This window comes from Solirubrobacter pauli (assembly GCF_003633755.1).
GTDB classification, from domain to species: Bacteria; Actinomycetota; Thermoleophilia; order Solirubrobacterales; family Solirubrobacteraceae; genus Solirubrobacter; species Solirubrobacter pauli.
The window spans coordinates 567678-591086 of sequence record NZ_RBIL01000001.1; the positions used below are offsets into that span (position 1 = coordinate 567678).

18 protein-coding genes are annotated in these 23409 nt (G+C 72.3%); 13 read left to right on the top strand and 5 right to left on the bottom strand.

Annotated features, from left to right (window positions below; translation table 11 throughout):
- Positions 1–158: 158 nt before the first annotated feature.
- The 6 genes from C8N24_RS02640 to C8N24_RS02665 are packed head-to-tail and all read left to right on the top strand — an operon-like array spanning position 159 to position 7220.
- Entirely contained in the window at positions 159–2516 is a 2358-nt protein-coding gene (locus C8N24_RS02640; RefSeq protein ID WP_245971902.1) for a lytic murein transglycosylase, read from the top strand.
- Positions 2517–2564: 48 nt separating this feature from the next.
- Entirely contained in the window at positions 2565–2951 is a 387-nt protein-coding gene (locus C8N24_RS02645; RefSeq protein WP_121247725.1) for a hypothetical protein, read from the top strand.
- Positions 2952–2978: 27 nt separating this feature from the next.
- Positions 2979–4283 (top strand): glutamine synthetase family protein, encoded by a 1305-nt coding sequence (locus C8N24_RS02650; RefSeq protein WP_121247727.1) that lies wholly within the window; start codon positions 2979–2981, stop codon positions 4281–4283.
- Positions 4280–5830, top strand: a complete 1551-nt coding sequence (locus C8N24_RS02655; protein ID WP_121247729.1) for an amino acid permease — start codon at positions 4280–4282, stop codon at positions 5828–5830. Before C8N24_RS02650 ends, C8N24_RS02655 begins: the two co-directional genes overlap by 4 nt.
- The gene (locus C8N24_RS02660) at positions 5827–6480 is read left to right on the top strand and encodes a gamma-glutamyl-gamma-aminobutyrate hydrolase family protein (RefSeq protein ID WP_121247731.1); all 654 of its coding nucleotides are present in this window, start codon (positions 5827–5829) and stop codon (positions 6478–6480) included. Before C8N24_RS02655 ends, C8N24_RS02660 begins: the two co-directional genes overlap by 4 nt.
- On the top strand, positions 6477–7220 hold the full coding sequence (locus tag C8N24_RS02665; RefSeq protein WP_121247733.1) for an SDR family oxidoreductase: 744 nt from the start codon (positions 6477–6479) through the stop codon (positions 7218–7220). The genes C8N24_RS02660 and C8N24_RS02665 overlap by 4 nt, the downstream gene beginning before the upstream one ends.
- On the opposite strand, the gene C8N24_RS02670 is transcribed toward C8N24_RS02665, so the two are convergent.
- Entirely contained in the window at positions 7207–8049 is an 843-nt protein-coding gene (locus tag C8N24_RS02670; protein ID WP_170178800.1) for an aminoglycoside phosphotransferase family protein, read from the bottom strand. The two genes, C8N24_RS02665 and C8N24_RS02670, sit on opposite strands and share 14 nt — an antisense overlap.
- A 30-nt stretch (positions 8050–8079) precedes the next feature.
- Here C8N24_RS02670 and C8N24_RS02675 point away from each other — a divergent pair, with 30 nt between their 5' ends.
- Together C8N24_RS02675 and C8N24_RS02680 are read left to right on the top strand one after the other, a co-directional pair.
- On the top strand, positions 8080–9174 hold the full coding sequence (locus C8N24_RS02675) for an endonuclease/exonuclease/phosphatase family protein (protein ID WP_121247737.1): 1095 nt from the start codon (positions 8080–8082) through the stop codon (positions 9172–9174).
- 20 nt (positions 9175–9194) lie between these two features.
- Positions 9195–10394, top strand: a complete 1200-nt coding sequence (locus tag C8N24_RS02680; protein ID WP_170178801.1) for an ankyrin repeat domain-containing protein — start codon at positions 9195–9197, stop codon at positions 10392–10394.
- Here the strand turns inward: C8N24_RS02680 and C8N24_RS02685 are convergent.
- The 3 genes from C8N24_RS02685 to C8N24_RS02695 are packed head-to-tail and all read right to left on the bottom strand — an operon-like array spanning position 10391 to position 13501.
- The gene (locus C8N24_RS02685; RefSeq protein WP_121247741.1) at positions 10391–10765 is read right to left on the bottom strand and encodes a glyoxalase superfamily protein; all 375 of its coding nucleotides are present in this window, start codon (positions 10763–10765) and stop codon (positions 10391–10393) included. The genes C8N24_RS02680 and C8N24_RS02685 overlap by 4 nt on opposite strands.
- A 10-nt stretch (positions 10766–10775) precedes the next feature.
- The gene (locus tag C8N24_RS02690; protein WP_121247743.1) at positions 10776–11669 is read right to left on the bottom strand and encodes a type IV toxin-antitoxin system AbiEi family antitoxin domain-containing protein; all 894 of its coding nucleotides are present in this window, start codon (positions 11667–11669) and stop codon (positions 10776–10778) included.
- Between the two features lie 50 nt (positions 11670–11719).
- Positions 11720–13501: an ABC-F family ATP-binding cassette domain-containing protein gene (locus tag C8N24_RS02695; RefSeq protein ID WP_121247745.1), complete on the bottom strand. Its 1782-nt coding sequence runs from the start codon at positions 13499–13501 to the stop codon at positions 11720–11722.
- 25 nt (positions 13502–13526) lie between these two features.
- Between C8N24_RS02695 and C8N24_RS02700 the strand changes: the two genes are divergently transcribed.
- Positions 13527–15491 (top strand): HelD family protein, encoded by a 1965-nt coding sequence (locus C8N24_RS02700; RefSeq protein ID WP_121247747.1) that lies wholly within the window; start codon positions 13527–13529, stop codon positions 15489–15491.
- Here C8N24_RS02700 and C8N24_RS02705 read toward each other — a convergent pair.
- Complete coding sequence (locus tag C8N24_RS02705) at positions 15488–15979, bottom strand: TetR/AcrR family transcriptional regulator (protein ID WP_147447584.1); 492 nt, start codon at positions 15977–15979, stop codon at positions 15488–15490. The two genes, C8N24_RS02700 and C8N24_RS02705, sit on opposite strands and share 4 nt — an antisense overlap.
- 113 nt (positions 15980–16092) lie before the next feature.
- On the opposite strand from C8N24_RS02705, the gene C8N24_RS02710 reads away from it, so the two are divergent.
- Genes C8N24_RS02710 through C8N24_RS02725 form a run of 4 tightly spaced genes read left to right on the top strand, consistent with a single transcriptional unit; the run spans position 16093 to position 23376 of the window.
- Positions 16093–17277, top strand: a complete 1185-nt coding sequence (locus C8N24_RS02710) for an MFS transporter (RefSeq protein WP_170178802.1) — start codon at positions 16093–16095, stop codon at positions 17275–17277.
- A complete protein-coding gene (gene nirB / locus C8N24_RS02715; RefSeq protein ID WP_121247753.1) occupies positions 17274–19583 on the top strand; it encodes a nitrite reductase large subunit NirB in 2310 nt (769 codons plus the stop codon). Before C8N24_RS02710 ends, nirB begins: the two co-directional genes overlap by 4 nt.
- Positions 19580–19900 (top strand): nitrite reductase small subunit NirD, encoded by a 321-nt coding sequence (gene nirD / locus C8N24_RS02720; RefSeq protein ID WP_121247755.1) that lies wholly within the window; start codon positions 19580–19582, stop codon positions 19898–19900. Before nirB ends, nirD begins: the two co-directional genes overlap by 4 nt.
- Complete coding sequence (locus tag C8N24_RS02725) at positions 19897–23376, top strand: molybdopterin-dependent oxidoreductase (protein WP_170178803.1); 3480 nt, start codon at positions 19897–19899, stop codon at positions 23374–23376. The genes nirD and C8N24_RS02725 overlap by 4 nt, the downstream gene beginning before the upstream one ends.
- The last annotated feature ends 33 nt before the right edge of the window (positions 23377–23409 follow it).

Consider the following 23409-nt stretch of genomic DNA (forward strand, 5'->3'; position numbering starts at 1 on the left):
TCAAGCGGGCCTCCCCGGATGCCGACATCCGGATCAACGTGACCCGTCGAATCGTCTCCACCGCTCTCGTGAGCGCCGTGTCCATCGCGGCCTTGCTCGGCATACCCGCGAACGCGGATGATCCAACGCCGACGGCTACGGCGTCGGCGGTGCCGACCATGGTGGAGACCGTCGTCGAGCCCGATCCGACCCCCGCGCCCACGCAGGCGCCGACCGAGGTCCCCGCCGAGGAGCAGCAGGCGACGCCGGCGCCGACCGAGGCGGCCACCGAGACCCCCGCGCCCACCGAGGCCCCGACGGAGACCCCCGCGGCCGAGACGCCCGCGCCCACGGCGACGGAGACCGCCGCCGCCCCGACGTCCACCGCGACCGAGACCGGCACGGCGACCGCCACCGCCACCGCCACCGCGACGGAGGCCCCGCGCAAGAAGCGCACCAAGGGCGACGCCAACCGCTCGGACACGAAGAAGGGTCAGGCCCGCGAGTGCGAGGCCGGCACGGCGTCCACCTCGACCTCAGCTTCAGGGTGCGTGAAGGCCGACGACCACGTCGACCACGAGCACCCCTCCCCCGCTCCGCAGGCTCCGGTGCTGACGAACACCAACGGCTCGCCGGCCCCGACGAACCCGAGCTACGCGCTCGCCACGCCCGGCCCCGCGAAGATCGGCGTGCCGAACTTCTTCATCGACAAGTTCCGGATCCCTCCCTTCCTCCTCCCGATCTACCAGGCCGCGGGCATGGAGTACGGCGTGCGCTGGGAGATCCTCGCCGGCATCAACGAGATCGAGACCGACTACGGCCGCAACCTGAACGTCTCCAGCGCCGGCGCGCTGGGCTGGATGCAGTTCATGCCCGCGACCTGGAAGGCCTACGGCGTCGACGCTAACCGCGACGGCGTCCGGGACCCGTTCAACCCGGTCGACGCGATCTTCGCCGCCGCGCGCTACCTGAAGGCCGCGGGCGCCGAGACGGACATCCGCAAGGCCGTCTTCGCCTACAACCACGCCGACTGGTACGTCGACAGCGTGCTGATGCGCGCCCAGATCATCGGCGGCATCCCGGGTGACCTCGTCGGCTCGCTCACGGGCCTCACCCAGGGCCGCTTCCCGGTCCGCGCCAAGGCGACCTACGCCGGCGCCCTCAAGGCGGCCGACAGCAAAGTCAAGGGCGGCAACGCCGCGGTCACCGTCGAGTCCGACGAGACCCGCCGCAACATCGAGATCTTCGCCAAGGCCGGCTCGCCCGTGATCGCCGTCAACGACGGCAAGGTCCTCAAGCTGGGCACGAGCAAGCGCCTCGGCCAGTACGTGATCGTGCAGGACGTCTACGGCAACACGTACACGTACGGGCACCTGAAGTCGATCGCCGCCACGTACCCGTCGCCGAAGAAGCGCACGGCCAAGCCGGACAAGACCCCCAAGCGCCGTGGCCTCGCGTCGTCCGCCAAGACCGAGCACGAGTCCACCGCCGACGCCAAGGCCCCGGCCGCCGAGCCGACCGAGCCGGAGGCCGACGCGACCGCCGCCGCGCCCGTCGCCAAGGTGCGCCTGTTCGCGAACCCGACCCGCAAGAACGCGCGCAAGAGCGGCGGCGACGTGCAGGTCTCCAGCGAGGGCGGCGAGGAGGTCGTCTCCGACACGGCCCCGCTCGGCCTCAACCCCAAGGACTTCGTCGCCAAGCCGCTCGTGAAGGGCGCTCGCGTCCTCGGCGGCACGACGCTCGGCCGGATCGGCCAGGTCGACGCGAAGGCGCCGCACCTCCTGTTCGAGATCCGCCCGGCCGGCCGCGGCGCGCCGCGCATCGACCCGAAGCCGATCCTCGACGGCTGGAAGCTGCTCGAGTCGACCGAGGTCTACCGCGCCAAGGGCAAGAACGCGCTCTTCGGCAAGGACGCGGGCGAGATGTCGATCGGCGAGATCATGCTCATGAGCAAGGAGAACCTCGCCCGCCGGGTGCTCGCGGACAACCGCATCGAGGTCTACGGCTGCGGCTCGAGCGACATCCGGTCCGGCGCGATCGACCGCCGCGTGCTCGCCACGCTGCTCTACCTCGCCAACTCCGGCCTGAAGCCGACGGTCTCCTCCCTCAAGTGCGGCCACGGCTACATGACCGCCTCCGGCAACGTCTCCGAGCACAGCACGGGCACGGCCGTCGACATCGCCGCCATCAACGGCATCACGATCACGCCCGCCACCCAGGGCAAGGGCTCGATCACCGACCTCACGATCCAGCGCCTGCTGAACCTGCAGGGCACGATGAAGCCGCACCAGATCATCTCCCTGATGACCTTCAAGGGCGCCGACAACACGCTCGCGATGGGTGATCACGCCGACCACATCCACATCGGTTGGCGCCCGCTCTACGGCGAGAACAAGGCCGCGGCCAAGCAGATCGACGCGATCCTCAAGCCCAAGCAGTGGATCAAGCTGATCGACCGCCTGGGCGAGATCGACAACCCGACCGTCGCTGAGCAACCGTCGAAGTACGCGGTGAAGGTCAAGCGCGCGAGCCACTGACGTACGGGGGGTCCGGGGGGCGGCAGCCCCCCGGTTAGTATTCCGGTCATGTCGACCGCGGATACGAAGGCGCTGATCGCGCAGGTCATCACCGGCTTCCAGCAGGAGGTGCCGGCGCTGCAGAAGCTCAAGCTGGTCTTCGAGCTCGAGCTACGCGGTCGCGGCGACATCCAGCTGTTCCGCGTCGAGGTGCCGGGCCCGAAGATCACCCGCGACATCGCGTCGGACGCGAAGGTCCGGCTGTCCGTCCCGCGCGCCGAGTTCAACGAGCTGGCGAAGGACAACACGATCCGCCACTGGCGCGAGCAGTTCCAGGTGGGCCACGTCACGGCGAGCGGTCCGCCCGAGATCCTCAAGCTGATCGCCAACGTGGTGCTCAAGCAGGACGAGCGCACCCGCACGCGCCGCCTGAGCGCGCGCAACAGCGCGGCCTAGACGCACGCTGTAGCGTTCCGAGCCGGCATGTCGTCGGCTCTCTCGCTCGAGCAGCTGCGCACGGCGGTCTCCGAGGGCCGCGTCGACACCGTGCTGCTCGCGCTCACGGACATGCAGGGCCGCCTGCAGGGCAAGCGGCTGGACGCGCGCCACTTCCTCGAGGAGGTCGTCGCGCACGGCGCCGAGGCGTGCAACTACCTGCTCGCGGTCGACGTCGAGATGAACACGGTCGACGGCTACGCGATGAGCTCGTGGGAGCGCGGCTACGGCGACTTCGAGATGGTGCCGGACCTCGGGACGCTGCGGCCCGTGCCGTGGCACGAGAAGACGGCGCTGTGCCTGGCCGACCTGCGCTGGGCGGACGGCGCGCCGGTGGTCGCCTCCCCGCGCCAGATCCTGCGCGCGCAGATCGACCGGCTGGCCGAGCGCGGGCTGGAGGCGTTCGCCGGCACCGAGCTCGAGTTCATCGTCTTCAAGGACAGCTACGAGGAGGCGTACGAGCGCGGCTACCGGGGGCTGCGGCCGGCCAACCAGTACAACGTCGACTACTCGCTGCTCGGCACCGCTCGCGTGGAGCCGCTGATCGGTCGCATCCGCCGTGACATGACCGCCGCCGGCCTCGTCGTCGAGGACTCCAAGGGCGAGTGCAACGACGGCCAGCACGAGATCAACTTCCGCTACGGGCCGGTGCTGCAGACGGCCGACGAGCACTCGATCTACAAGAACGGCGCCAAGGAGATCGCGGCGCTCGAGGGCTGCGCCATCACCTACATGGCGAAGTTCAACGAGCGCGAGGGCTCCTCGTGCCACATCCACCTGAGCGTCCCGGCGCTGGACGACGCCGCGTTCGAGCGCTTCATCGCCGGCCAGCTCGCCTGCCTGCGCGAGCTGACGCTGCTGTACGCGCCCAACGTGAACTCCTACAAGCGGTTCGCGTCCGGCTCGTTCGCGCCGACCGCGGTGGCGTGGGGCCGGGACAACCGCACCTGCGCCGTGCGCGTGCTGCACGGCCGGTTCGAGCTGCGGCTGCCGGGAGCGGACGTGAACCCCTACCTGGCGTTGAGCGCGATGATCGCGGCCGGCCTGCACGGGCTGGACGCGGAGCTGGAGCTCGAGCCGCCGGTGGAGGGCAACGCCTACGTCGCCGACAAGGAGCACGTGCCGACGACGCTGCGGGCCGCGCGTGAGCGCTTCGCCGCCAGCACGGTCGCCCGCGATGCGTTCGGCGAGGACGTCGTCGCCCACTACGTCAACAACGCCGACGTCGAGCTCGCCGCCTTCGAGGCCGCGGTCACCGACTGGGAGCGCGTGAGGGGGTTCGAACGGCTGTGACCACCGCTCAGAGCGACGACGAACGCCGGCTCGCCGAGCTCGGCTACAGGCAGGACCTGCAGCGCGCCTGGAGCGGGTTCTCGAACTTCGCGATCTCGTTCACGATCATCTCCGTCCTCGCGGGCTGCTTCACCACGTACGGGCAGGCGTGGAACAACGGCGGCCCGATCGCGATCTCGTGGGGCTGGCCGATCATCTGCGGGCTGATCCTGCTCGTCGCGTTCTCGATGAGCGAGCTGGTGAGCAAGTACCCGACCGCCGGCGGCATCTACTACTGGGCGTCGACCATGGGCGGGCCGCGGTGGGGCTGGTTCACCGGCTGGTTCAACCTGATCGGCCTGGTGGGCGTGGTGGCGTCGGTGGACTACGGCTGCGCCACGTTCCTGAACGCGACCTTCACGCTGTTCGGCGTGAACCTCGGGTTCATGGACTGGAGCGACGGCACCGGCGTGCTGGGCGAGACGTTCTTCCTGTTCGCGGTGATCCTGACCGTGCACGCGCTGATCAACATCTACTCCTCGCCGCTCGTCGCCCTGATGAACAACATCAGCGTGTTCTGGCACGTGGTCGGCGTGGCCGCGATCATCCTCATCCTCGCGTTCGTCCCCGACACGCACCAGAGCGTGGACTTCGTGTTCACCGAGACGATCAACAACTCGGGGTTCGGGGCCGGCATGTTCTGGTGGTACGTGCTGCCGCTCGGCTTCCTGCTGACGATGTACACGCAGACGGGCTACGACGCCTCCGCGCACATCTCCGAGGAGACGCACGGCGCCGCCGAGGCCGCGGCCAAGGGCGTGTGGCGCAGCGTGTTCTGGAGCGGCGTCGGCGGTTGGCTGGTGCTGCTGGCGATCACGTTCGCGGCCGCCGACGTGGACGCGGTCAACGCGGGGCTCGGCTCGTCCCTGGCCGTGTTCAGCAGCGCGCTGCCGGACGGCTGGGAGAAGATGGTCGTGGTGATCGCGACGATCGGCCAGCTCTTCTGCGGCATGGCCTGCGTCACCTCGTGCTCGCGGATGATGTACGCGTTCTCGCGTGACCGCGCGGTGCCCGGCTGGCAGCTGTGGACGCGGCTCAACCATCACCGCGTGCCCGCGTTCGCCGTGATCGCGTCGTGCGTGGCGGCGCTGGTGATGACGTTGCCGGCGCTGGAAGGCGACGAGGCGGGCGCGCCCTACGCGTTCTTCGCCGTCGTCTCGATCTGCGTGATCGGGCTCTACATCGCGTACGTGATGCCGGTGTACCTGCGCTGGCGGATGGGTGACGCGTTCGAGCCGGGGCCGTGGACGCTCGGCCGCAAGTACAAGTGGGTCAACCCGCTCGCGATCGTGTGGGTGATCATCTGCGTGATCATCTTCTGCCTGCCGTTCACGCCCGCCGCCGTGCCGTGGCGTGACGAGTTCGACCTCAGGTACCTGAACTACGCGCCGGTCACGGTCGGCGCGGTGCTGCTGATCGTCGGCCTGTGGTGGGCGCTGAAGGCCAAGCACACGTTCAAGGGGCCGGTCCGCACGGTGGAGTTCGACGAGGGCGCCGGCATTCAGTGAGGCGCCCGGTGATCGGCGTGTGCGCGGCCGTCGAGCGCGCGCGGTGGAGCGTGTGGGACGACGAGGCGGTGCTGCTGCCGCGCTCGTACGTGACCGCGGTGCAGGCCGCGGGCGGGTTGGCGATCCTGCTGCCGCCGGATGAGCACCCGGACGGGGTCCTCGACCTCGTCGACGGCCTGATCCTCGCCGGTGGCGCCGACTACGGCGAGCGGCCCGACCGTGACGCGTTCGAGATCGCGCTCGGGCTGGAGGCGATGGAGCGCGACCTCCCGCTGCTGGGCGTGTGCCGCGGCATGCAGCTGATGAACCTCGCCCGCGGCGGGACGTTGATCGAGCACCTGCCGGACGTGCTCGGCCACGAGGACCACCGCGCCGTGCCGGGCGCGTTCGGCGACCACTACGTGCGCCTGGAGCCGGGCTCGCTGGCGGCGGACGCGGTCGGAGCGGTGTCACATCCGACGAAATCGCACCATCATCAAGGCGTGGACGCGATCGGGGAGGGCTTGCACGTGACGGGTTGGGCGACGGTGGACGACCTCGTGGAGGCGATCGAAGATCCGACGCGGCGCTTCGCGCTCGGCGTGCAATGGCACCCGGAGGCGGGCGGTGCGGAGGAGATCGCCGCGCTCGTCGAGGCGGCGCGCGCATGAGGCTGCGGGACAAGGTCTGCGTCATCACGGGCGCGGCGGGCGGCATCGGCGCGGCGTCGGCGGAGCTCTTCCGCGCGCAGGGCGCGACGGTCATCGGCGTGGACCTGGGCGACGACTTCGACGGCGTCGACCTCGCGCTCGCCGCGGACGTCGCCGATGAGGCCGCGGTCATCGAGGTGATGCGCCGCGCCCGCGAGGAGTACGGCCGCATCGACGTCCTCTTCAACAACGCCGGCATCTCCCCCGACGACGACGTGTCCGTCCTGGACACGACGCTGGAGGCCTGGCAGCGCGTGCAGGACGTCAACCTGCGCAGCGTCTTCCTCTGCTGCAAGCACGGCATCCCCCACCTGCTGGACACGGGCGGCGGCTCGGTCATCAACACGGCGTCGTTCGTCGCCGTGATGGGCGCGGCCACGTCCCAGATCTCCTACACGGCCTCCAAGGGCGCGGTGCTGGCGCTGTCGCGTGAGCTGGGCGTGGAGTTCGCCCGCCGCGGCGTGCGCGTGAACGCGCTCTGCCCCGGCCCGGTCGACACCCCGCTGCTGCGCGAGCTCTACGCGAGCGACCCGGCGAAGGCCGCGCGCCGCCTCATCCACCTCCCGATGGGCCGCTTCGCGGACGCGCGCGAGATCGCGCAGGCCGCGGTGTTCCTGGCCTCGGACGAGTCGTCCTACATCACGGCGTCGACGTTCATGGTCGACGGCGGCCTGTCGGGCGCCTACGTCACCCCCGAATGACCTGCTCGACCGTGCGCTCGGCGAGCGCGGTGAACCCCGGGTTCGACGTCCGGTAGTACGGGATGATCAGCGCCGCCTGGTGGAGCGCGTAGCCGCGGGCGCGCTCCCAGGTGCCGTCGTCGGCGCCGACCTGCTTGCGGAACAGCCTCCGGCCGAGTGGGCTGAAGACGGCCCAGGCCGGCACGAGGTCCTGCGCCGGGTCGCCGACGCCGACGCTGCCCCAGTCGATGACGGCCTCCAAGGCCCCGTGGCGCGTGAGCAGGTTGGGTGCCAGCAGGTCGTTGTGCGCCCAGCCGGGCACGCCGTCCCAGGCGGGCGCCTCCAACGCGCGTTCCCAGGCGGCGACGGCCGTGTCGGACTCCAACGCCGCGCGGGTGACGGCGTCGAGCTCGGCGAGCGGCGCCCGTCCTCCGCGGGGCGCGTCCGCGGGCACCGGGAGGGCGTGCAGCGCGGCCACGAACCGCCCGAGCGTCTCCGCCTCCGGCCGCTCGTCCCAGACCTGGCTCGCGTCGAACGGCTCTCCCTCCAGCCAGCGGAAGATCGCCCACGGCAGCGGGAACTCGGCGGTGGGCTCGCCGAGGAAGGCGGGCTCGGGCTGACGCAACGGCAGCTGCGGCGCCAGCCTCGGGAGCCACTCGACCTCCCGTCGCAGCGCGTCCGCCCACGCGGGCAGGCGCGGCAGGCGCGCGCAGTGCTGCTCGCCGACGCGGTAGATGCCGTTGACGGTGCCGGTCGACCGGACCTCGCGCACCGGCTCGCGCCGCAGCGCCGGGTACTGCGTGGCGACCAGGCGCTCGACCAGCGCACGGTCGATCGGAAGCTCTCCCACGTGCATCCCGGTACAGATACAGTCCGGCTCGTGAAGACGTCCAGGGTCCTCGCGGCGCTTGCGGCCGCGTTCATGGTCGCCGCTCCGGCAGCCGGCGCGCAGGAGATCACCGTCATGACGCGCAACGTGTTCCTCGGCGCGGACTTGAACCCGGCGATCAACGCGCCGGGCATCGGCGAGGCGATCAACGGCGCCGGCACCGTGTGGAACGAGCTGCAGGCGACCAAGTTCCCGGAGCGTGCCGTCCCGCTCGCGCGCGAGATCAAGGCGTCCGGCGCCGATCTCGTGGGGCTGCAGGAGGTCGCGCTCTGGCACTCCCAGCAGCCGTCCGACGGCGGCGCGCCGCCGATCAGCCCGATCGCCGGTGCGCAGCCCGCGAGCACGGTCGCGTTCGACTTCCTCGCGCTGTTGCAGGCGCAGCTCGGCTCGAGCTACAAGGTGGTCGTCGTCCAGAAGGAGTTCCAGGCCGAGCTGCCGGTCAACGCCGACGGCAACACCGCGACCGGCGCGGGCCCGCTCGCCGGCTTCGGCGCGGACCTCGACGCGCGGCTGACGATGCGTGACGTCATCCTCGTCCGCCGCGGCTCGAAGGTGAAGCTCGGCAAGACCCGCAAGGGACACTTCAAGACGCGCTACGAGCCGAGCGTCGGCGGCCTGAAGATCCCGGTCGACCGCGGCTGGGTGTCGGTCGAAGCGCGGCTCGGCAAGCGCTCGTTCCGCTTCGTCAACACGCACCTGGAGGCGTTCGGGGACCCGAAGATCCGCGCGGCGCAGGCCAAGGAGCTGCTCGCCGGCCCGCTGAAGACCAAGGCGCAGGTGATCCTGGTCGGCGACCTCAACTCGGGCATCGGCCGCCACAACCAGCCGGAGAAGCCCGGTGACGACCTCGCGTTCAAGGCGCTGAAGGGCTTCAAGGACAACGGCGCGCGGCAGAGCTGCTGCTACTCGTCGCTGACCGACCCGGCGGCGAAGCTCGACCACACCGTCGATCACGTGCTCACCAAGCCGGGGTTGAAGACGGTGCGCGCCCGGGTGACCGGCAACGATCCGGCGGCGCGGACGCCGTCCGGCCTGTGGCCGTCCGACCATGGCGGCGTGATCAGCCGGTTGCGCCTGCGCGGTTGAGCCCGCTACCTTCAGGCGTCGTGAGCTTGTTCGAGGCGGCCAAGGCCGGGGATTCCGGTGCGGTCCAAGCACTTCTGCGTGACGGCGCCGACGTCAACGCGCGTGAAAGCGGCGACAACACGTGCGCACTGCACTGGGCAGCGGCCGGCGGCCACCTGGAGGTCGTCCGGCTGCTGGTCGACGCCGGCGGCGACGTCGCCGGCAACGGCGACGACCACGCGCTGGGCGTGATCGGCTGGGCGACGTGCTGGGAGTCGCCCCGGCCGGACGTCGCCGAGTTCCTGGTCAGCCGCGGCGCGCGCCACCACATCTTCTCCGCGCTGGCCCTGGGGCTCGCCGACGAGGTCCGCGCGATCGTCGCCGCCGACCCGGGCGCGCTCAACCAGCGGATGAGCCGCAACGAGGATCACCGACTGCCGCTGCAGTTCGTGGTCGCGCGCGGCCAGGCGGACATGGTCGAGCTGCTGGTGTCGCTCGGCGCCGACCCGCTCGGCGTCGACGGCTTCGGGCACTTCGCCGCCACGTACGCGAGCGTCGCGGGCGTCGACGACGCGGTCATGCGGGCGATCGCGGCGCTCAGCCAGGCCGAGATCGCCAGCGCCGAGCGGGGGCAGCGACCGGCGCGCGGCTACGAGGTCGACCTGCTGGCCGCCCTCGCGCTCGGCGACGTCGACACCGCCGCCCGGTTCAGCAGCGTCGTCGGCCCCGGCGTGCTGCACCTGATGGCCAAGCGCGGCGACGCGGACGCGGTCCGCTGGCTGCTCGGCCGCGGCGCGAACCCCGACGCGCTGTGGACGCACTTCGGCGTGGACGTCACCGCGCTGCACCTCGCGGTCATGGGCGGCCACGAGGAGGTCGCGCACGTGTTGCTCGCGGCGGGCGCCGACCCGACGATCCGCGACAGCGTCCACAACCAGGACGCCCTCGGCTGGGCCCGCCACTTCGAGCAGACGGCGCTCGTCCCGCTCTTCGAGCCCGATCGCGAGGACGGCGTGAGCGTCGTCCTCGAGTTCGAGGAGCGCGACGCGCACCTGAAGGAGATCATCGAGGCCTTCGACGACGGCTGGGTCGTCGGCATCTCCAGCACCTCCGGCCTCGTCCGGCTGGACCTCGCGACCCCCGGTACCACCACCTGGGGCGCCGCGGTCACCCTCGTGGAAGGCCGGCTGGAGCGCCTGCCGTTCGACTGGCGCTCCCACGTGGCCTGCCGCCGGCCCTAGGCGCTGCGGTCGGGGATCTCCTGGACGGCCCAGGCGTTGCCGTCCGGGTCCGAGAAGTAGAGGAAGCGCCCCCACGGCTGATCGTCGATCTCGCTGATCGGCGCGCCGCGGCCGACGAGCTCCGCGCGCGCCGCCTCGATGTCCTTGACCACGAGCTGCAGGCCCTTGACCGAGCCGGGCTCGGAGTCGAGCAGCCCCTGGCCGATGGCGATCGAGCACCCCGAGCCGGGAGGGGTCAGCTGCACGAAGCGCAGGTTCTCGTTGACCTGATGATCGTGGTCGGCGTTGAAGCCGATCTGATCGACATAGAACGCCTTCGCGCGATCGACGTCGGAGACGGGCACGGCCACCAGCTCGAGCTTGAAGTCCATGGCCGGAAGGCTACGGGCGATTGCGGTCAGCTTCTGGCCTCAACTTGGCCAGCGCCAACTCGTAGGTCCGCGCCCGCACGACGGTCCACCCGGCGGCGATCAGCTCGTCGTCGCGCACACGATCGGTGACGCGGTTCGGAGGCCGCCGGTGGTTGGGTCCGTCGATCTCGACGATGAGCTTGCGGTCGGGCCAGTGGAAGTCGACCTCGATGCCCTTCGCCTTCCGGTTCGTGAGTGGCGGGGGGAAGCCGAGTGCCGTGAGCGCGCGGCGGAACGCGACCTCGCCGCGGCTGCGCGTGCCGGCGCTGCCGTCCAGCCAGTCCTCGATCGCCTGCTCGAGAACCCTCACGTTGTGGTGTCCGTTGGCGCGCTGGATCGCTTGCCGCAGCGCGGGCACGTCGAGGAGGTGCAAGTACGCGGCCTCGTGGATGAGCGCGGTCAGCTCCTCGGCGATCAGCGAGTCACTGAGGTCGATGAGGAGGCGCGGGACGGTGAGGCACGGGATACCTCTGAAGGTGGTGACGTCCCGTGGGTCGAGCGCTCTCGCCTCGCGCAGGTTGACGCCCGGTATCGGTCGGTGCCGTCGCGGGACAAGGATCTCGGGCTCGTTCGGCGCCCATTTCTGGAGCCCGTAATGCGCGGCCAGGCACTCGCCGCGGAGCACAGCGCCATCCCCACCGGCGAACACAGCGGCCAGCCAACGACCCTCACGAGAAAGAGCGGTGTGCCCGACCGCGTAGACACCTGGATACAGCCGGTGAAGGTCGGAGCGCCGCGAGATCGCGCTCTCCGAAATGCCGAGCCCACGAAGCTGCGCGTATCGGACGATCCCGTACTGCGAACTCGCAAGGCGGGCGAGGGGTGTCGAACCTGACTTGCGGTGAGCGGGAGCGTCGTGCGGCACCCCCTTACGGTCTCAAGGAGTGCAGCTACGCATCTACACGCGTTTGCGAATTAACCGTCAACAAGTTCGGACTGCTCGAGCCACGACGCCTCGAGCGCTTCGCGCTCGGAGGCGTTCTCGGCCAGCTCGGATTGCAGTTCGCGAAGGCGGTTGAAGTCTGTGGCCGCCGTCGCCATGGCCGCGTGGAGCTCCGCTTCGCGCGCCTCGTTCTTCTCCAGCGCGCGCTCGAGGCGCGCGACCTCCTTGCGCGCCGCCCGGATGACGGCTTGGTTCGGGGTCGCCTTGGTCTCCCGCGCGACGGGCGCCGGCTCGGGCGCGCGCAGGGACAGGTACTGGTCGATGCCGCCCGGGAGGTGCGTCACTCCGCCGTCGCCCAGGAGCGCGTAGACGTTGTCGCAGACGCGCTCGACGAAGTAGCGGTCGTGGGAGACGACGATCAGCGTGCCGGGCCAGCCGTCCAGCAGGTCCTCGAGCGCGGTGAGGGTGTCGATGTCGAGGTCGTTGGTCGGCTCGTCGAGCAGCAACACGTTCGGCTCGGCCATCAGGAGCCGCATCAGCTGCAGGCGACGGCGCTCGCCGCCCGACAGGTCCTTCACCAGCGTCCGCTGGCGCTCGCCGCGGAAGCCGAAGCGGTCGAGCAGGGAGCCGGCGGTCAGCTCGCTGCCGTCGCCCAGGCGCGCGACGCCGCGCACCTCCTCGACGGCCTCCAGGACGCGCAGGTGACCCGGGATCTCCACCGTGTCCTGCGACAGGTGCGCGAGCCGCACGGTGGTGCCGTGCTCGACCTCGCCCGCATCCGGCTCGAGCTCCTTCGCCAGCACCTTCGTCAGCGACGACTTGCCGGAGCCGTTGACGCCCACCAACCCGATCCGGTCGCCCGGGCCGATGTGCCAGTCGACGCCGCGCAGCAGGACCTTCGCGCCGAACGCCAGCCCGACGCCCTCGGCCTCGATGACCTTGCCACCCAGCCGCGAGGACGCGAACTTCAGGAGCTCCGCGCGGTCGCGAGCCTCGGGCTCGTCGGCGATCAGCGCGTTCGCCGCCTCGATGCGGAACTTCGGCTTGGCGGTGCGCGCCGGCGGCCCGCGGCGCAGCCAGGCGAGCTCCTTGCGGATCAGCATCTGGCGGCGCTCCTCACGCGCGGCGGCCTGGCGCTCGCGCTCAGCGCGGGCCAGCACGTAGGCCGCGTAGCCACCCTCGTACTGGTGCACGTCTCCGTCGCTGACCTCCCAGGTGTGCGTGCACACGGCGTCGAGGAACCAGCGATCGTGGGTGACGACCAGCATCGAGCCGCGCCGTGCGGCCAGGTGCCGCGCCAGCCAGTCCACGCCCTCGACGTCCAGGTGGTTCGTGGGCTCGTCGAGCAGCAGCAGCTCGGGGTGGCCGAGCAGCGTCTGCGCCAGCGCGATCCGCCGCCGCTCGCCGCCGCTCAACGGCTCGATCAGCGTGTCCAGCCCACGCGGGAAGCGCGACATCGACACGCCGCCCAGCAGCCCGTCGAGCACCGACCGGTAGCGGGCGTCAGCCGCCCACTCGTGGTCGGCCATGCCGCCGACGAGCTCGTCGCGCACGGTCTTGGAGCCGTCGAGCGAGTCGCCTTGCCCGAGCATCGACAGCGCGAGCCCGCCGACCCGCGTCACCGCGCCTTCGTCCGGCTCCTCCACACCCCCGATGAGCCGCAGCAGGGTCGACTTGCCGTCGCCGTTGCGTCCCACGATCCCGACGCGATCGCCGGCGGCCACGCCGAGCGTCACGCCGCTGAGGACGGTCCGCGCGGCGAAGCCCTTCGCCACGTCTTTGAGGTTCACGAGATTGCGCGCAGGCGCTGACATCGGTCATCAGCCTACGATCAACGGCATGGAGGAGCTGGAGGCCGAGCAACGGCACCTGGATGAGACGGCCGCCGCGTACGACCGCGCGTTCGCCGCGCTGACCGAATACCGCGACCGCGCGGTGAGCGACGACGAGTACGCCAACGAGGCGCTGGAGGCCATGCGCCGCGAGCGCATCCGCGTCTACACGGAGGCCAGCGGGCCGCTCTACTTCGGCCGCATCGACCGCACGGACGACTCGACGCTGTACATCGGCCGCCACGCGGTGCACAGCCCGTCCAACGACCTGCTGAGCATCAACTGGCGCGCCCCCGCGGCCGAGCCGTTCTACACCGCTACTGAGCAGGACCCGCACGGCGTGCGCCGACGACGCCGCCTCGACATCGAGGAGCGCACGGTCCTCGGCTTCGTCGACGAGCCGCTCGACACGAGCTTCGAGGACCACCTGACCGACGCGATCGTCGAGGACATCAGCCGGCAGCGCGTCGGTGAGATGCGCCAGATCATCTCGACGATCACGCCCGACCAGTACGAGCTGATCGCCAGGCAGACCGACGGCGCCCTCGTCATCCAGGGCGGCCCCGGCACGGGCAAGACCGCCGTCGGCCTGCACCGCGCCGCGTGGCTGCTCTACACCAACCCCCAGCTCGGCCGCGAGGGCGTGCTGGTGGTCGGCCCGAACGAGACGTTCATCCGCTACATCGAGCAGGTGCTGCCGGCGCTCGGCGAGGGCGGCGTCGAGCAGCGGGCGATCGGCGCGCTCGTCACCAAGCCGCACGGCGAGACCGACGAGGCACGCGAGCTGGCGACGCTCAAGGGCAGCGCCCGGATCGCGACCGTGCTCGAGCGCCTGCTGTGGGACCGGCTGCACTTCGAGGACATCTCGGTGCCCGTGTCCCGCCGCGTCACCGCCACGGTGACCGCCGACGAGCAGCGCGAGCTGGTCGCCGCCGTCCGCGAGCGCGCGTTCTCGTACGCCACCGCCCGCGAGCGCTTCCGCGAACGCCTCGCCGGCACGTTCGCCTCCCGCGTGCTCACCAGCGACTCGCTCGCCAGCCCCGACGACGCGATCAAGACGATCCGCAAGGCCAAGGAGTACACGCGCGCGGTCACCAAGGCGTGGCCGAAGGAGACGCCCGAGGGCCTCGTCAAGAAGCTGTTCACGAACCGCGAGCGCCTCGAGCGCGTGGCGGCCGACCTCCTCACCCCGGACGAGATCACGCGCCTGATCAAGGCCAAGGCCGCGACGGACAAGCACGCCATGACGCCGACCGACGTCGCGCTGCTCGACGAGGCGCACTGGCTGATCGACCCGGGCTTCCGCCGCTTCGGGCACGTGGTCGTCGACGAGGCGCAGAACCTCACGCCGATGGAGCTGCGGATGGTGGTCAGACGCGCGCGCTCGCAGTCGCTGACCATCCTCGGCGACCTCGCCCAGCGCACCGCTGACGCCGGCGTGTCGTCGTGGGAGCGCGTGCTCAACGAGGCCGGCGTGAGCACCTACGACGTGTCCGAGCTGGAGATCAGCTACCGCGTCCCGAACGAGTTCCTGACGATCGCGGGGACGCTGCTGCCGCCGGGCGCGCCCGCGCCGCGGGGTGTCCGCGAGGCCCCGTTCCCGGCGCGCGCGATCCACACCGAGACGCTCGGCGAGGCCACGGCGCGGGAGGCCTCACGCCTGGCCGAGACCGTCAAGGGCAGCGTCGGCATCGTCGCGCCGCTCGAGCACATGTCCACGGTGCGGGCGGCGTTGGACACCTACGCCGACGCCACGCACGCGGCCCTCGGCGCGGGCATCAACCTGCTCGACCTGCACGTCGCGAAGGGCCTCGAGTTCGACGCGATCGTCGTCGTCGAGCCGGAGGCGATCCTGCGCGAGCGCCCCGACGGCGGCGTCGGCGGCCTCTACACCGCGCTCACCCGCGCGACCCGCGCCATGTCGGTGGTGCACTCCGAGCCGCTGCCGGAGCCGCTGGCCGAGGCCTTCTAGGCCGTCCAGATGCCCGCCGGCGGCCCGGACTGCGCCCGCGATGGGAGCAACCGGGCCAGGCGGGCCACCGACGGCCCGCCGTGCAGCGCCGCGTAGGCGCCGCCGAGCAGCACCGCCGCGACCTCCTCGTCGCCGACCGCCGACGTCAGGGCGAGCGAGATGCGGCGCAGTGAGCGCTCCACCCGTTCGGAGGCGCCGACGCGCGCGGTGACCAGCAGGAGCCGCGCGCCAGGATCGAGCTCGACGTACTCGTCCAGCGCCGCCGCGATCTGGCCGACACCGCCCTCGAAGCGCTCGATCAGGCGCTCCACCTCGGCTTCGACGGCCAGCGCGAACAGCTCGTCCTTGTCGCCCCCGCGCGCGTAGAGCGTCGGACGGGCGACGCCGGCCGCCGCGACCACGCGGTCGATCGACGTGCCGTGCAGGCCGCCGTCGGCGAACGCCGCGGCCAGCGCGGCCGTGTTGATCTGCGCTCGTGCCCGGGCCATCAGCGTCAATTCTAATCAGGCAGTTCAGATTCGCCCAGGCGTCGTCCGATCACGACCACATGTCCGACCGGCGGTCGGATGGACCCGCTCAGCCCTCGCCATACGGTCCAGCCATGCACCTGAGGGAACTCCGAACCGCCGGTCACGCCCCCTCGCTGGCCGCCGCGCTCATGCACTTCGACGTCAGCTTCATGGCCTGGGTGCTGCTCGGCGCCCTGGGGGCCTACATCGGCGAGGACCTCGGCCTGTCGACTGCAGCCAAGGGCCTGATGGTCGCCGTGCCGTTGCTGTCCGCGGCGGCCTTCCGGATCGTGCTCGGCCTGCTCGGCGACCGCTACGGACCGCGTCGCGTCGGCCTGATCTCGATGGCCTTCGTGGTGATCGCGCTCGTCTGCGGCTGGCAGCTGGCGAGCTCGTACGGCGCGCTGCTCGGCGTCGGCGTCCTGCTGGGCGTCGCGGGCGCGAGCTTCGCGATCGCGCTGCCGCTCGCGGGCCGCCACTACCCGCCCGAGCGCCAGGGGCTGGCGATGGGCATCGCGGGCGCCGGCAACTCCGGCACGGTGCTCACCACGCTGTTCGCCCCGCGCCTGGCCGAGGCGTACGGCTGGCACGCGGTGTTCGGCCTCGCGCTGATCCCGGTCACGCTCGTGTGGATCGCGTTCGCGCTGCTCGCCAAGGAGCCGCCGGCGCCCGCCACGCCGGTGCGCCCCCGCGACCTGCGCAACATCCTGCGCGAGAAGGACGCCTGGCGGCTGTGCGGCCTGTACGCCGTCACGTTCGGCACGTTCGTCGGCCTGGCGAGCTTCCTGCCGATCTTCTTCCGCGACCAGTACGGGATCTCCAAGGTCGACGCGGCCACGCTCGTCGCGGTCGGCGCCGCGCTCGGGTCGCTCCTGCGCCCGCTCGGCGGCTATCTCGCCGACCGCGCCGGCGGCACGACCGTCCTCACCGGCGTCTACGCGGTCGGCGCGGCGCTCCTGCTCTTCACCTCGGCGCTCCCCGAGCTGGCCGCCACCGCCACGGCGTTCATCCTGGCCATGGGCACATTCGGCGTCGGCAACGGCGCGGTCTTCCAGCTCGTCGGCGTGCGCTACCGCGAGCGGATCGGCGTCCTCACCGGCCTGGTCGGCGCCGCCGGTGGGCTCGGCGGGTTCTTCCTGCCGACGATCCTCGGCGTCGTCAAAGACGCGTTCGGCTCGTTCGGGCCGGGCCTCGGGGCGATCGCGGTCGCGGCGGCGATCGCGCTGATCACCACGATGCGGCCGAGCACGGTCGCGTTGGCTGGAGCCCGGGCATGAAGGTCCTCGTGATCGGCGGCGGGATCGCCGGCCAGGCCGTGGTCGAGGCGATCCGGGAGCGCAACCGCGACATCGAGCTCACGCTCGCGTGCGCCGAGCCGCGCCTCCCCTACGACCGCGTCGCGCTCTCCACGCTGCTGGTCAACGGCGCGGAGCCCGACACGCTCACGCTGCGCCCCGCGAGCTGGTTCGAGGACCACGGCGTCGAGGTGCTGCTGAACACGCGCATCGACGAGCTCGCCGGCTACGACCGCTACGTCGTCTGCACCGGCAGCGACGCGCTCGTCCCGCCGATCCCCGGCGCCGAGCACGCCCACGTCTTCCGCTCCCCCGAGGACTGTGCCGCGCTGGCGGCCGCCAAGGGCCGGGCCGTGGTCATCGGCGGCGGGCTGCTCGGCCTGGAGGCCGCGTACGGGCTCGCCTCGCTCGGCTGCGAGACGACCGTCGTCCACCTGGTCGACCGGCTGATGGAGCGCCAGCTCGACGAAGGCGCGGCGAAGCTGCTGACCCCGGCCATGGAGGCGCTGGACGTCGAGGTCCTGCTGGAGGCGAACACGCAGGAGATCACGCCTGAGGGCGTCCGCCTCGCAGACCGGTTCCTGCCGGCCGACACCGTCGTCATCTCGGTCGGCATCCGGCCGCAGGTGGACCTGGCGCGCGCCGTCGGGCTGACCGTGGAGCGCGGGATCGTCGTGGACGACGCCATGGTGACCTCCGACCCACGCGTGCTCGCCGTCGGCGAGTGCGCGCAGCACCGCGGCGTCGTCCACGGCATCGTCGCGCCGATCCACGAGCAGGCGAAGGTGGCCGCGGACACGATCTGCGGCGTCGCGTCGGCCTACACCGGCTCGATCCCCACCGCGAAGCTCAAGGTCATGGGCGTGGACCTCGTGACCGCGGGCGCGCCCGACGGCGCGCGCGCCGTGGTCGTCGCCGACGACGCCACGTACCGCAAGCTGGTCGTCGACGGCGAGGGCCGCACGATCGGCACGATCCTCCTCGGCGACACGCGCGGCGCCGAGCTGCTGATGGACGCGGTCCGGACCGGTCGCGAGGCGAACGACCCCCTCGCTCTGCTCGCCGAAGCCAGCCAGGCGACCGCGGCCGACCTCCCCGACAGCGCCCGCGTGTGCAACTGCCACGGCGTCTGCAAGGGCGAGATCGTCGAGGCCATCCGCGCGGGCGGGCTCGGCTCCACGCTGGAGGTCGTCAACGTCACCCGGGCCGGCGCGGGCTGCGGCTCGTGCAAGCCGATGGTGTCCGAGCTGCTCGCCAACGAGCGCGGCGGCGCGGCCGAGGAGGCGACGTTCCTGTGCCCGTGCCGGCGCCAGACGCGCGAGGAGCTGGCCGCGGTGGTGCGCGAGCGCGAGCTGGACTCCGTGTCCGAGCTGAGCGCCGCGTGCGGTGCCGGCCGTGACTGCGGCGCCTGCAAGCCCGGGCTCTCCTACCTCGTGAGCGAGATCCGCGGCAACCGCCACCGCGAGGAGCGCCACGCGCGCTACATCAACGACCGCGTCCACGCGAACATCCAGAACGACGGCACGTTCTCGGTCGTGCCGCGCATCCGCGGCGGCGTCACCAGCGCCGACGAGCTGCGCCGGATCGCCGACGTCGCCGACAAGTACGAGGTGCCGCTGATCAAGATCACCGGCGGCCAGCGGATCGACCTGCTCGGCGTCAAGAAGGAGCAGCTCCCGGCGATCTGGGAGGAGCTCGACATGCCGTCCGGGCACGCCTACGCGAAGGCGGTGCGGACGGTCAAGACGTGCGTCGGCACGGACTTCTGCCGCTTCGGGCTGGGCAACGCGATGGGCGTCGGGATCGAGCTCGAGCGCGCGATGGAAGGGCTCTACACGCCGCACAAGGTCAAGGGCGCCGTGACCGGCTGCCCGCGCAACTGCGCCGAGGCGTACGTGAAGGACATCGGGCTCGTGGCCGTCGAGGGCGGCTGGGAGATCTACGTCGGCGGCGCCGCGGGCGCGACCGTCCGCAAGGGCGACCTGCTCGCCACGGTCGACACGTCCGACGAGGCGATCCGCCTGAGCCTGGCCTTCCTGCAGCACTACCGCGAGTCAGCGGAGTACCTGGAACGCACCTACGCGTACATCGAGCGCGTCGGGATCGAGCCGGTGCGCGAGGCGGTCATGGCCGACCTCGACGGCCTGATCGAGCGCTACCGGATCGCCAAGGCCGCGGCCGACCCCGATCCGTGGCGCGAGCGCCACACCCCCGTCCACCCCAAGCAGTTCGCCGAGCTGGACAGCGAGCCCGAGCTCGTCGGTCCGCCCGCGGAGGGAGCCCGATGACCGCGATCGCCGACCCCACCTGGACCCTCGTCGGGCGCGTCGAGGACGTGCCGATGCTCGAGGGCCGCACGACCGCGGTCGACGGCCGCCGGATCGCGATCTTCCGGCTGCCGGACGGGCTGGCCGCGATCGACGCGCACTGCCCGCACGCGGCCGGCCCGCTGGCCGACGGCATCGTCGCCGACTCGTGCGTGACGTGCCCGCTGCACGGCCGGCGCTTCGACCTGACGACCGGGCTCGCGCTCAACGGCGACGAGGCGGTCGCCGTGCACGAGATCCGCGAGGAGGACGGAGCGCTCTGGGTGCGGCTCGCGTGAAGACGACGTGCCCGTACTGCGGGGTCGGCTGCGGCCTGGTGGCCGACGTCCGCGACGGGCGGCTCGTCTCCGTGCGCGGGGACACCGAGCACCCGGTCAACCGCGGCGCGACCTGCCGCAAGCCGACCCGGCTGCCCGAGGCCGTGCACGCGCCCGACCGCGCGACGACGCCGCTGCGGCGCGCGTCGCTCGACGACCGCTGGCGGCCGGCCTCGTGGCGCTCGGTGGTCAACGACCTCGCGAAGCGCCTGCAGGGCGTGCGTCCCGACGAGATCGCGTTCTACATCTCCGGCCAGCTGCTGACCGAGGACTACTACGCGGTCAACAAGCTCGCCAAGGGCTTCCTGGGCACGAACAACCTCGACTCGAACTCGCGTCTGTGCATGTCCAGCGCGGTCGCCGGCTACACGGGCGCGTTGGGCTCGGACGGGCCGCCACCGTCGTACGCGGACGTCGAGGAGGCCGAGGTGCTGTTCCTGCTCGGCTCCAACGCGGCGTCCTGCCATCCGATCGTCTGGAACCGGATCCGCAGCCAGGGCGCGTTCCTGATCGTCGCCGATCCGCGCCGCACGCCGACCGCCGAGCACGCCGGGCTGCACCTCCCGGTCCGCCCGGGCACGGACCTGCCGCTGCTCAACGCGATGCTGCACGTGCTCGAGCGCGACGGGCTGCTCGACCGGCGCTTCCTCGACCGCCACACGCGCGGCGCCGACGACGCGCTGACCGTCGCCGCCGACTGGTCCCCGTCGCGCGCGGCCGAGGTGTGCGGCGTGCCCGCCGAGGACATCGTCGAGGCCGCGCGGCGGTTCGGCTCCTCCAAGCGGGCGATGGCGCTGTGGTCGATGGGCGCGAACCAGTCGACCGTCGGCACGCTCAAGAACCGCGCGCTGATCAACCTCTGCCTGGCGACCGGGAACATCGCACGGCCCGGCGCCGGCCCGCTGTCGCTGACCGGCCAGCCGAACGCGATGGGCGGGCGTGAGACGGGCGGGCTGTCCACGCTGCTGCCGGGGTACCGGAGCGTGAGCAACGCCGAGGACCGCGCGTGGATGGGGCGCTTCTGGGACTCCCCCGGGATCGCGCCCGAGCCGGGGATCGCGGCCACCGAGCTGGTCGAGGCGCTCGAGGAGGACCGGATCAAGGTCCTGTGGGTCGTCGCCACCAACCCGGTCGTCTCCCAGCCGGACGCCGGGCGCTTCACGGCGGCGCTCCGGCGCGCCGAGCTCGTGGTCTGCCAGGACGCGTACTTCCCGACCGAGACGGGCGCGCTCGCGCACATGATCCTGCCCGCCGCGCAGTGGCCGGAGAAGGACGGGACGATGACCAACTCCGAGCGCCGCGTGTCGCTCGTGCGGCGTGCGCTCGACCCGCCCGGCGAAGCGCTGCCGGACTGGGAGATCTTCACCCGCGTCGGGCGCGCGCTCGGCCACCCGACCGCGTTCCCGTGGCGCACCGCCGCGGCCGTGCACGCCGAGTACGTGCAGACGACCGAGGGCCGCGTGTGCGACCAGACCGGCATCTCGCACAGCCGCCTGCGCCGCGAGGGGCCGATCCAGTGGCCGTGCCCGTCCCCGGACCATCCGGGGACCGAGCGGCTGTACGCGTCCCGCCGCTTCCCGACCCCCGATGGCCGCGCGCGGCTCGCCCCCACGCCCCACACCGAGCCCGCCGATGCGGTGACGCCCGACTTCCCGCTGGTGCTGACCACGGGCCGCGTCGCGCAGCAGTGGCACACGATGACCCGCACGGGCAAGTCCAAGGCGCTGCTCGACGCCGAGCCGCACCCGTTCGTCGAAGTCCACCCGGCCGACGCGGAGGGCCTGCCGGAGAAGGTGCGCGTGCGCTCCCGCCGCGGGTCGGCGGTGCTGCGGCTGCGGGTGAGCGAGAACGTGCCGCGCGGGGTCGTGTTCGCGCCGTTCCACTGGGGCGCGCTTCATCTCGCCGCCGGCGAGGGCGCGCTCAACAACGTGACCTCGCGGGCGATCGACCCCGTGTCCAAGCAGCCGGAGCTGAAGGCGTGCGCGGTACGGCTGGAGCCGGTCGCGGCCGAGGTGCTGCCGGCGCGCGGCGGGCGCCACGTGGTGATCGTCGGGGCGGGGATGGCCGGCAACGCGGTCGCGGAGACCGTGCTCGCGCACGAGCCGGGCCGGCGCGTGACGCTGATCGGCCGCGAGGACGACGCGCCCTACAACCGCGTGCTGCTCTCGCAGGCGCTGGCCGGCGACATCGACGACGCGCGCCTGGCGCTGCACCAGGCCGACGGCACGACGTTGCGCCTGGGCGCGGGCGTGCGCGGGATCGACCTGCGCGCCCGTACCGTCGAGCTCGCCGACGGCGGCGTCGTCGCGTACGACGACCTCGTCCTCGCCACGGGCTCCGCGCCATGGCTGCCGCCGATCCCCGGTCTCGACCGCCCCGGCGTGTTCGCGTTCCGGTCGCTCGCCGACATGCGCGCGATCCGCGAGGCGGCCGGCAGTGCTCGCCGCGCCGTGGTCGTGGGCGGCGGCCTGCTCGGCCTGGAGGCCGCGCGGGGGCTGCGCGAGCAGGGCGTCGACGTGACCGTCGTGCACCTCGCGGACCGCCTGATGGAGCTCCAGCTCGACCCGCTCGCGGCGCGGCTGCTCGAACGCCGGATCCGCGCGCTCGGCATCGACGTCCTCTGCGGCCGGCGCACCGAGGCCGTCGTCGACGGGCGCGCCACCGCCCGCGCGGCGCGCGCCGACGACGCAGCGACCGTCCCGGCCGCCGGTGCCGCTCCGGCCCACCTGGTGACGCTCGACGACGGCACGGCGCTGCCCGCCGACCTGGTCGTGTTCGCCACCGGCATCCGGCCGGAGGTGTCGCTCGCGCGCGACGCCGGCCTGGAGGTCGGGCGCGGCGTGCTGGTCGACGACAACCTGCGCACGAGCGCGCCGGGCGTGTGGGCGGTCGGCGAGTGCGCCGAGCACCGCGGCGTCGTCTACGGGCTGTGGGCACCGGTGCTCGAGCAGGCCCGCGCGGCCGGCGCCGCGATCGCCGGCCGACCCAACGCGTTCCACGGCGCGGTGCCCGCGACGACGCTGAAGGTGGCCGGCATCGACCTCTTCTGCGCGGGCGCCGCCGCCGAGCCGGACCCGCTCGCGGAGGAGGTCATCGCGCTCGACTCACGGCGCGAGCGATACCGCAAGCTGGTGTTGCGCGACGGTGCGCTGGCGGGCGCGACGCTGCTCGGCGACGTCGCCGACGCGCGGGCGCTGCGCGGCCTGATCGCGAGCGGCGAGGCGGTGCCCGAGGCGCTGCTGGAGTCGGGCCCGCCGACCGGCGACGCGCCCGCCGACCACCTCGTCTGCTCCTGCCAGACCGTGTCCCGCAGCGAGATCGTGGCGGCCATACGCGACCGGAAGCTGACCACGGTCGCGGCGGTGTCCGAGCACACCGGCGCAGCCACGGGCTGCGGCGGTTGCCGCCCCGACGTGGAGGCGCTCCTCAAGGCGTAGTCTTCCGCGCTTCCGGGTCACATCCGAAGGGGG

What these genes read in the sequence shown, in the direction of transcription:
- C8N24_RS02640 (WP_245971902.1), top strand. Translation starts at nt 159, where the DNA reads ATGGTGGAGACCGTCGTCGAGCCCGATCCGACCCCCGCGCCCACGCAG.
- C8N24_RS02645 (WP_121247725.1), top strand. Translation starts at nt 2,565, where the DNA reads ATGTCGACCGCGGATACGAAGGCGCTGATCGCGCAGGTCATCACCGGC.
- C8N24_RS02650 (WP_121247727.1), top strand. Translation starts at nt 2,979, where the DNA reads ATGTCGTCGGCTCTCTCGCTCGAGCAGCTGCGCACGGCGGTCTCCGAG.
- C8N24_RS02665 (WP_121247733.1), top strand. Translation starts at nt 6,477, where the DNA reads ATGAGGCTGCGGGACAAGGTCTGCGTCATCACGGGCGCGGCGGGCGGC.
- C8N24_RS02685 (WP_121247741.1), bottom strand. Translation starts at nt 10,765, where the DNA reads ATGGACTTCAAGCTCGAGCTGGTGGCCGTGCCCGTCTCCGACGTCGAT.
- C8N24_RS02695 (WP_121247745.1), bottom strand. Translation starts at nt 13,501, where the DNA reads ATGTCAGCGCCTGCGCGCAATCTCGTGAACCTCAAAGACGTGGCGAAG.
- C8N24_RS02700 (WP_121247747.1), top strand. Translation starts at nt 13,527, where the DNA reads ATGGAGGAGCTGGAGGCCGAGCAACGGCACCTGGATGAGACGGCCGCC.
- C8N24_RS02705 (WP_147447584.1), bottom strand. Translation starts at nt 15,979, where the DNA reads ATGGCCCGGGCACGAGCGCAGATCAACACGGCCGCGCTGGCCGCGGCG.
- C8N24_RS02710 (WP_170178802.1), top strand. Translation starts at nt 16,093, where the DNA reads ATGCACCTGAGGGAACTCCGAACCGCCGGTCACGCCCCCTCGCTGGCC.
- nirB (WP_121247753.1), top strand. Translation starts at nt 17,274, where the DNA reads ATGAAGGTCCTCGTGATCGGCGGCGGGATCGCCGGCCAGGCCGTGGTC.
- nirD (WP_121247755.1), top strand. Translation starts at nt 19,580, where the DNA reads ATGACCGCGATCGCCGACCCCACCTGGACCCTCGTCGGGCGCGTCGAG.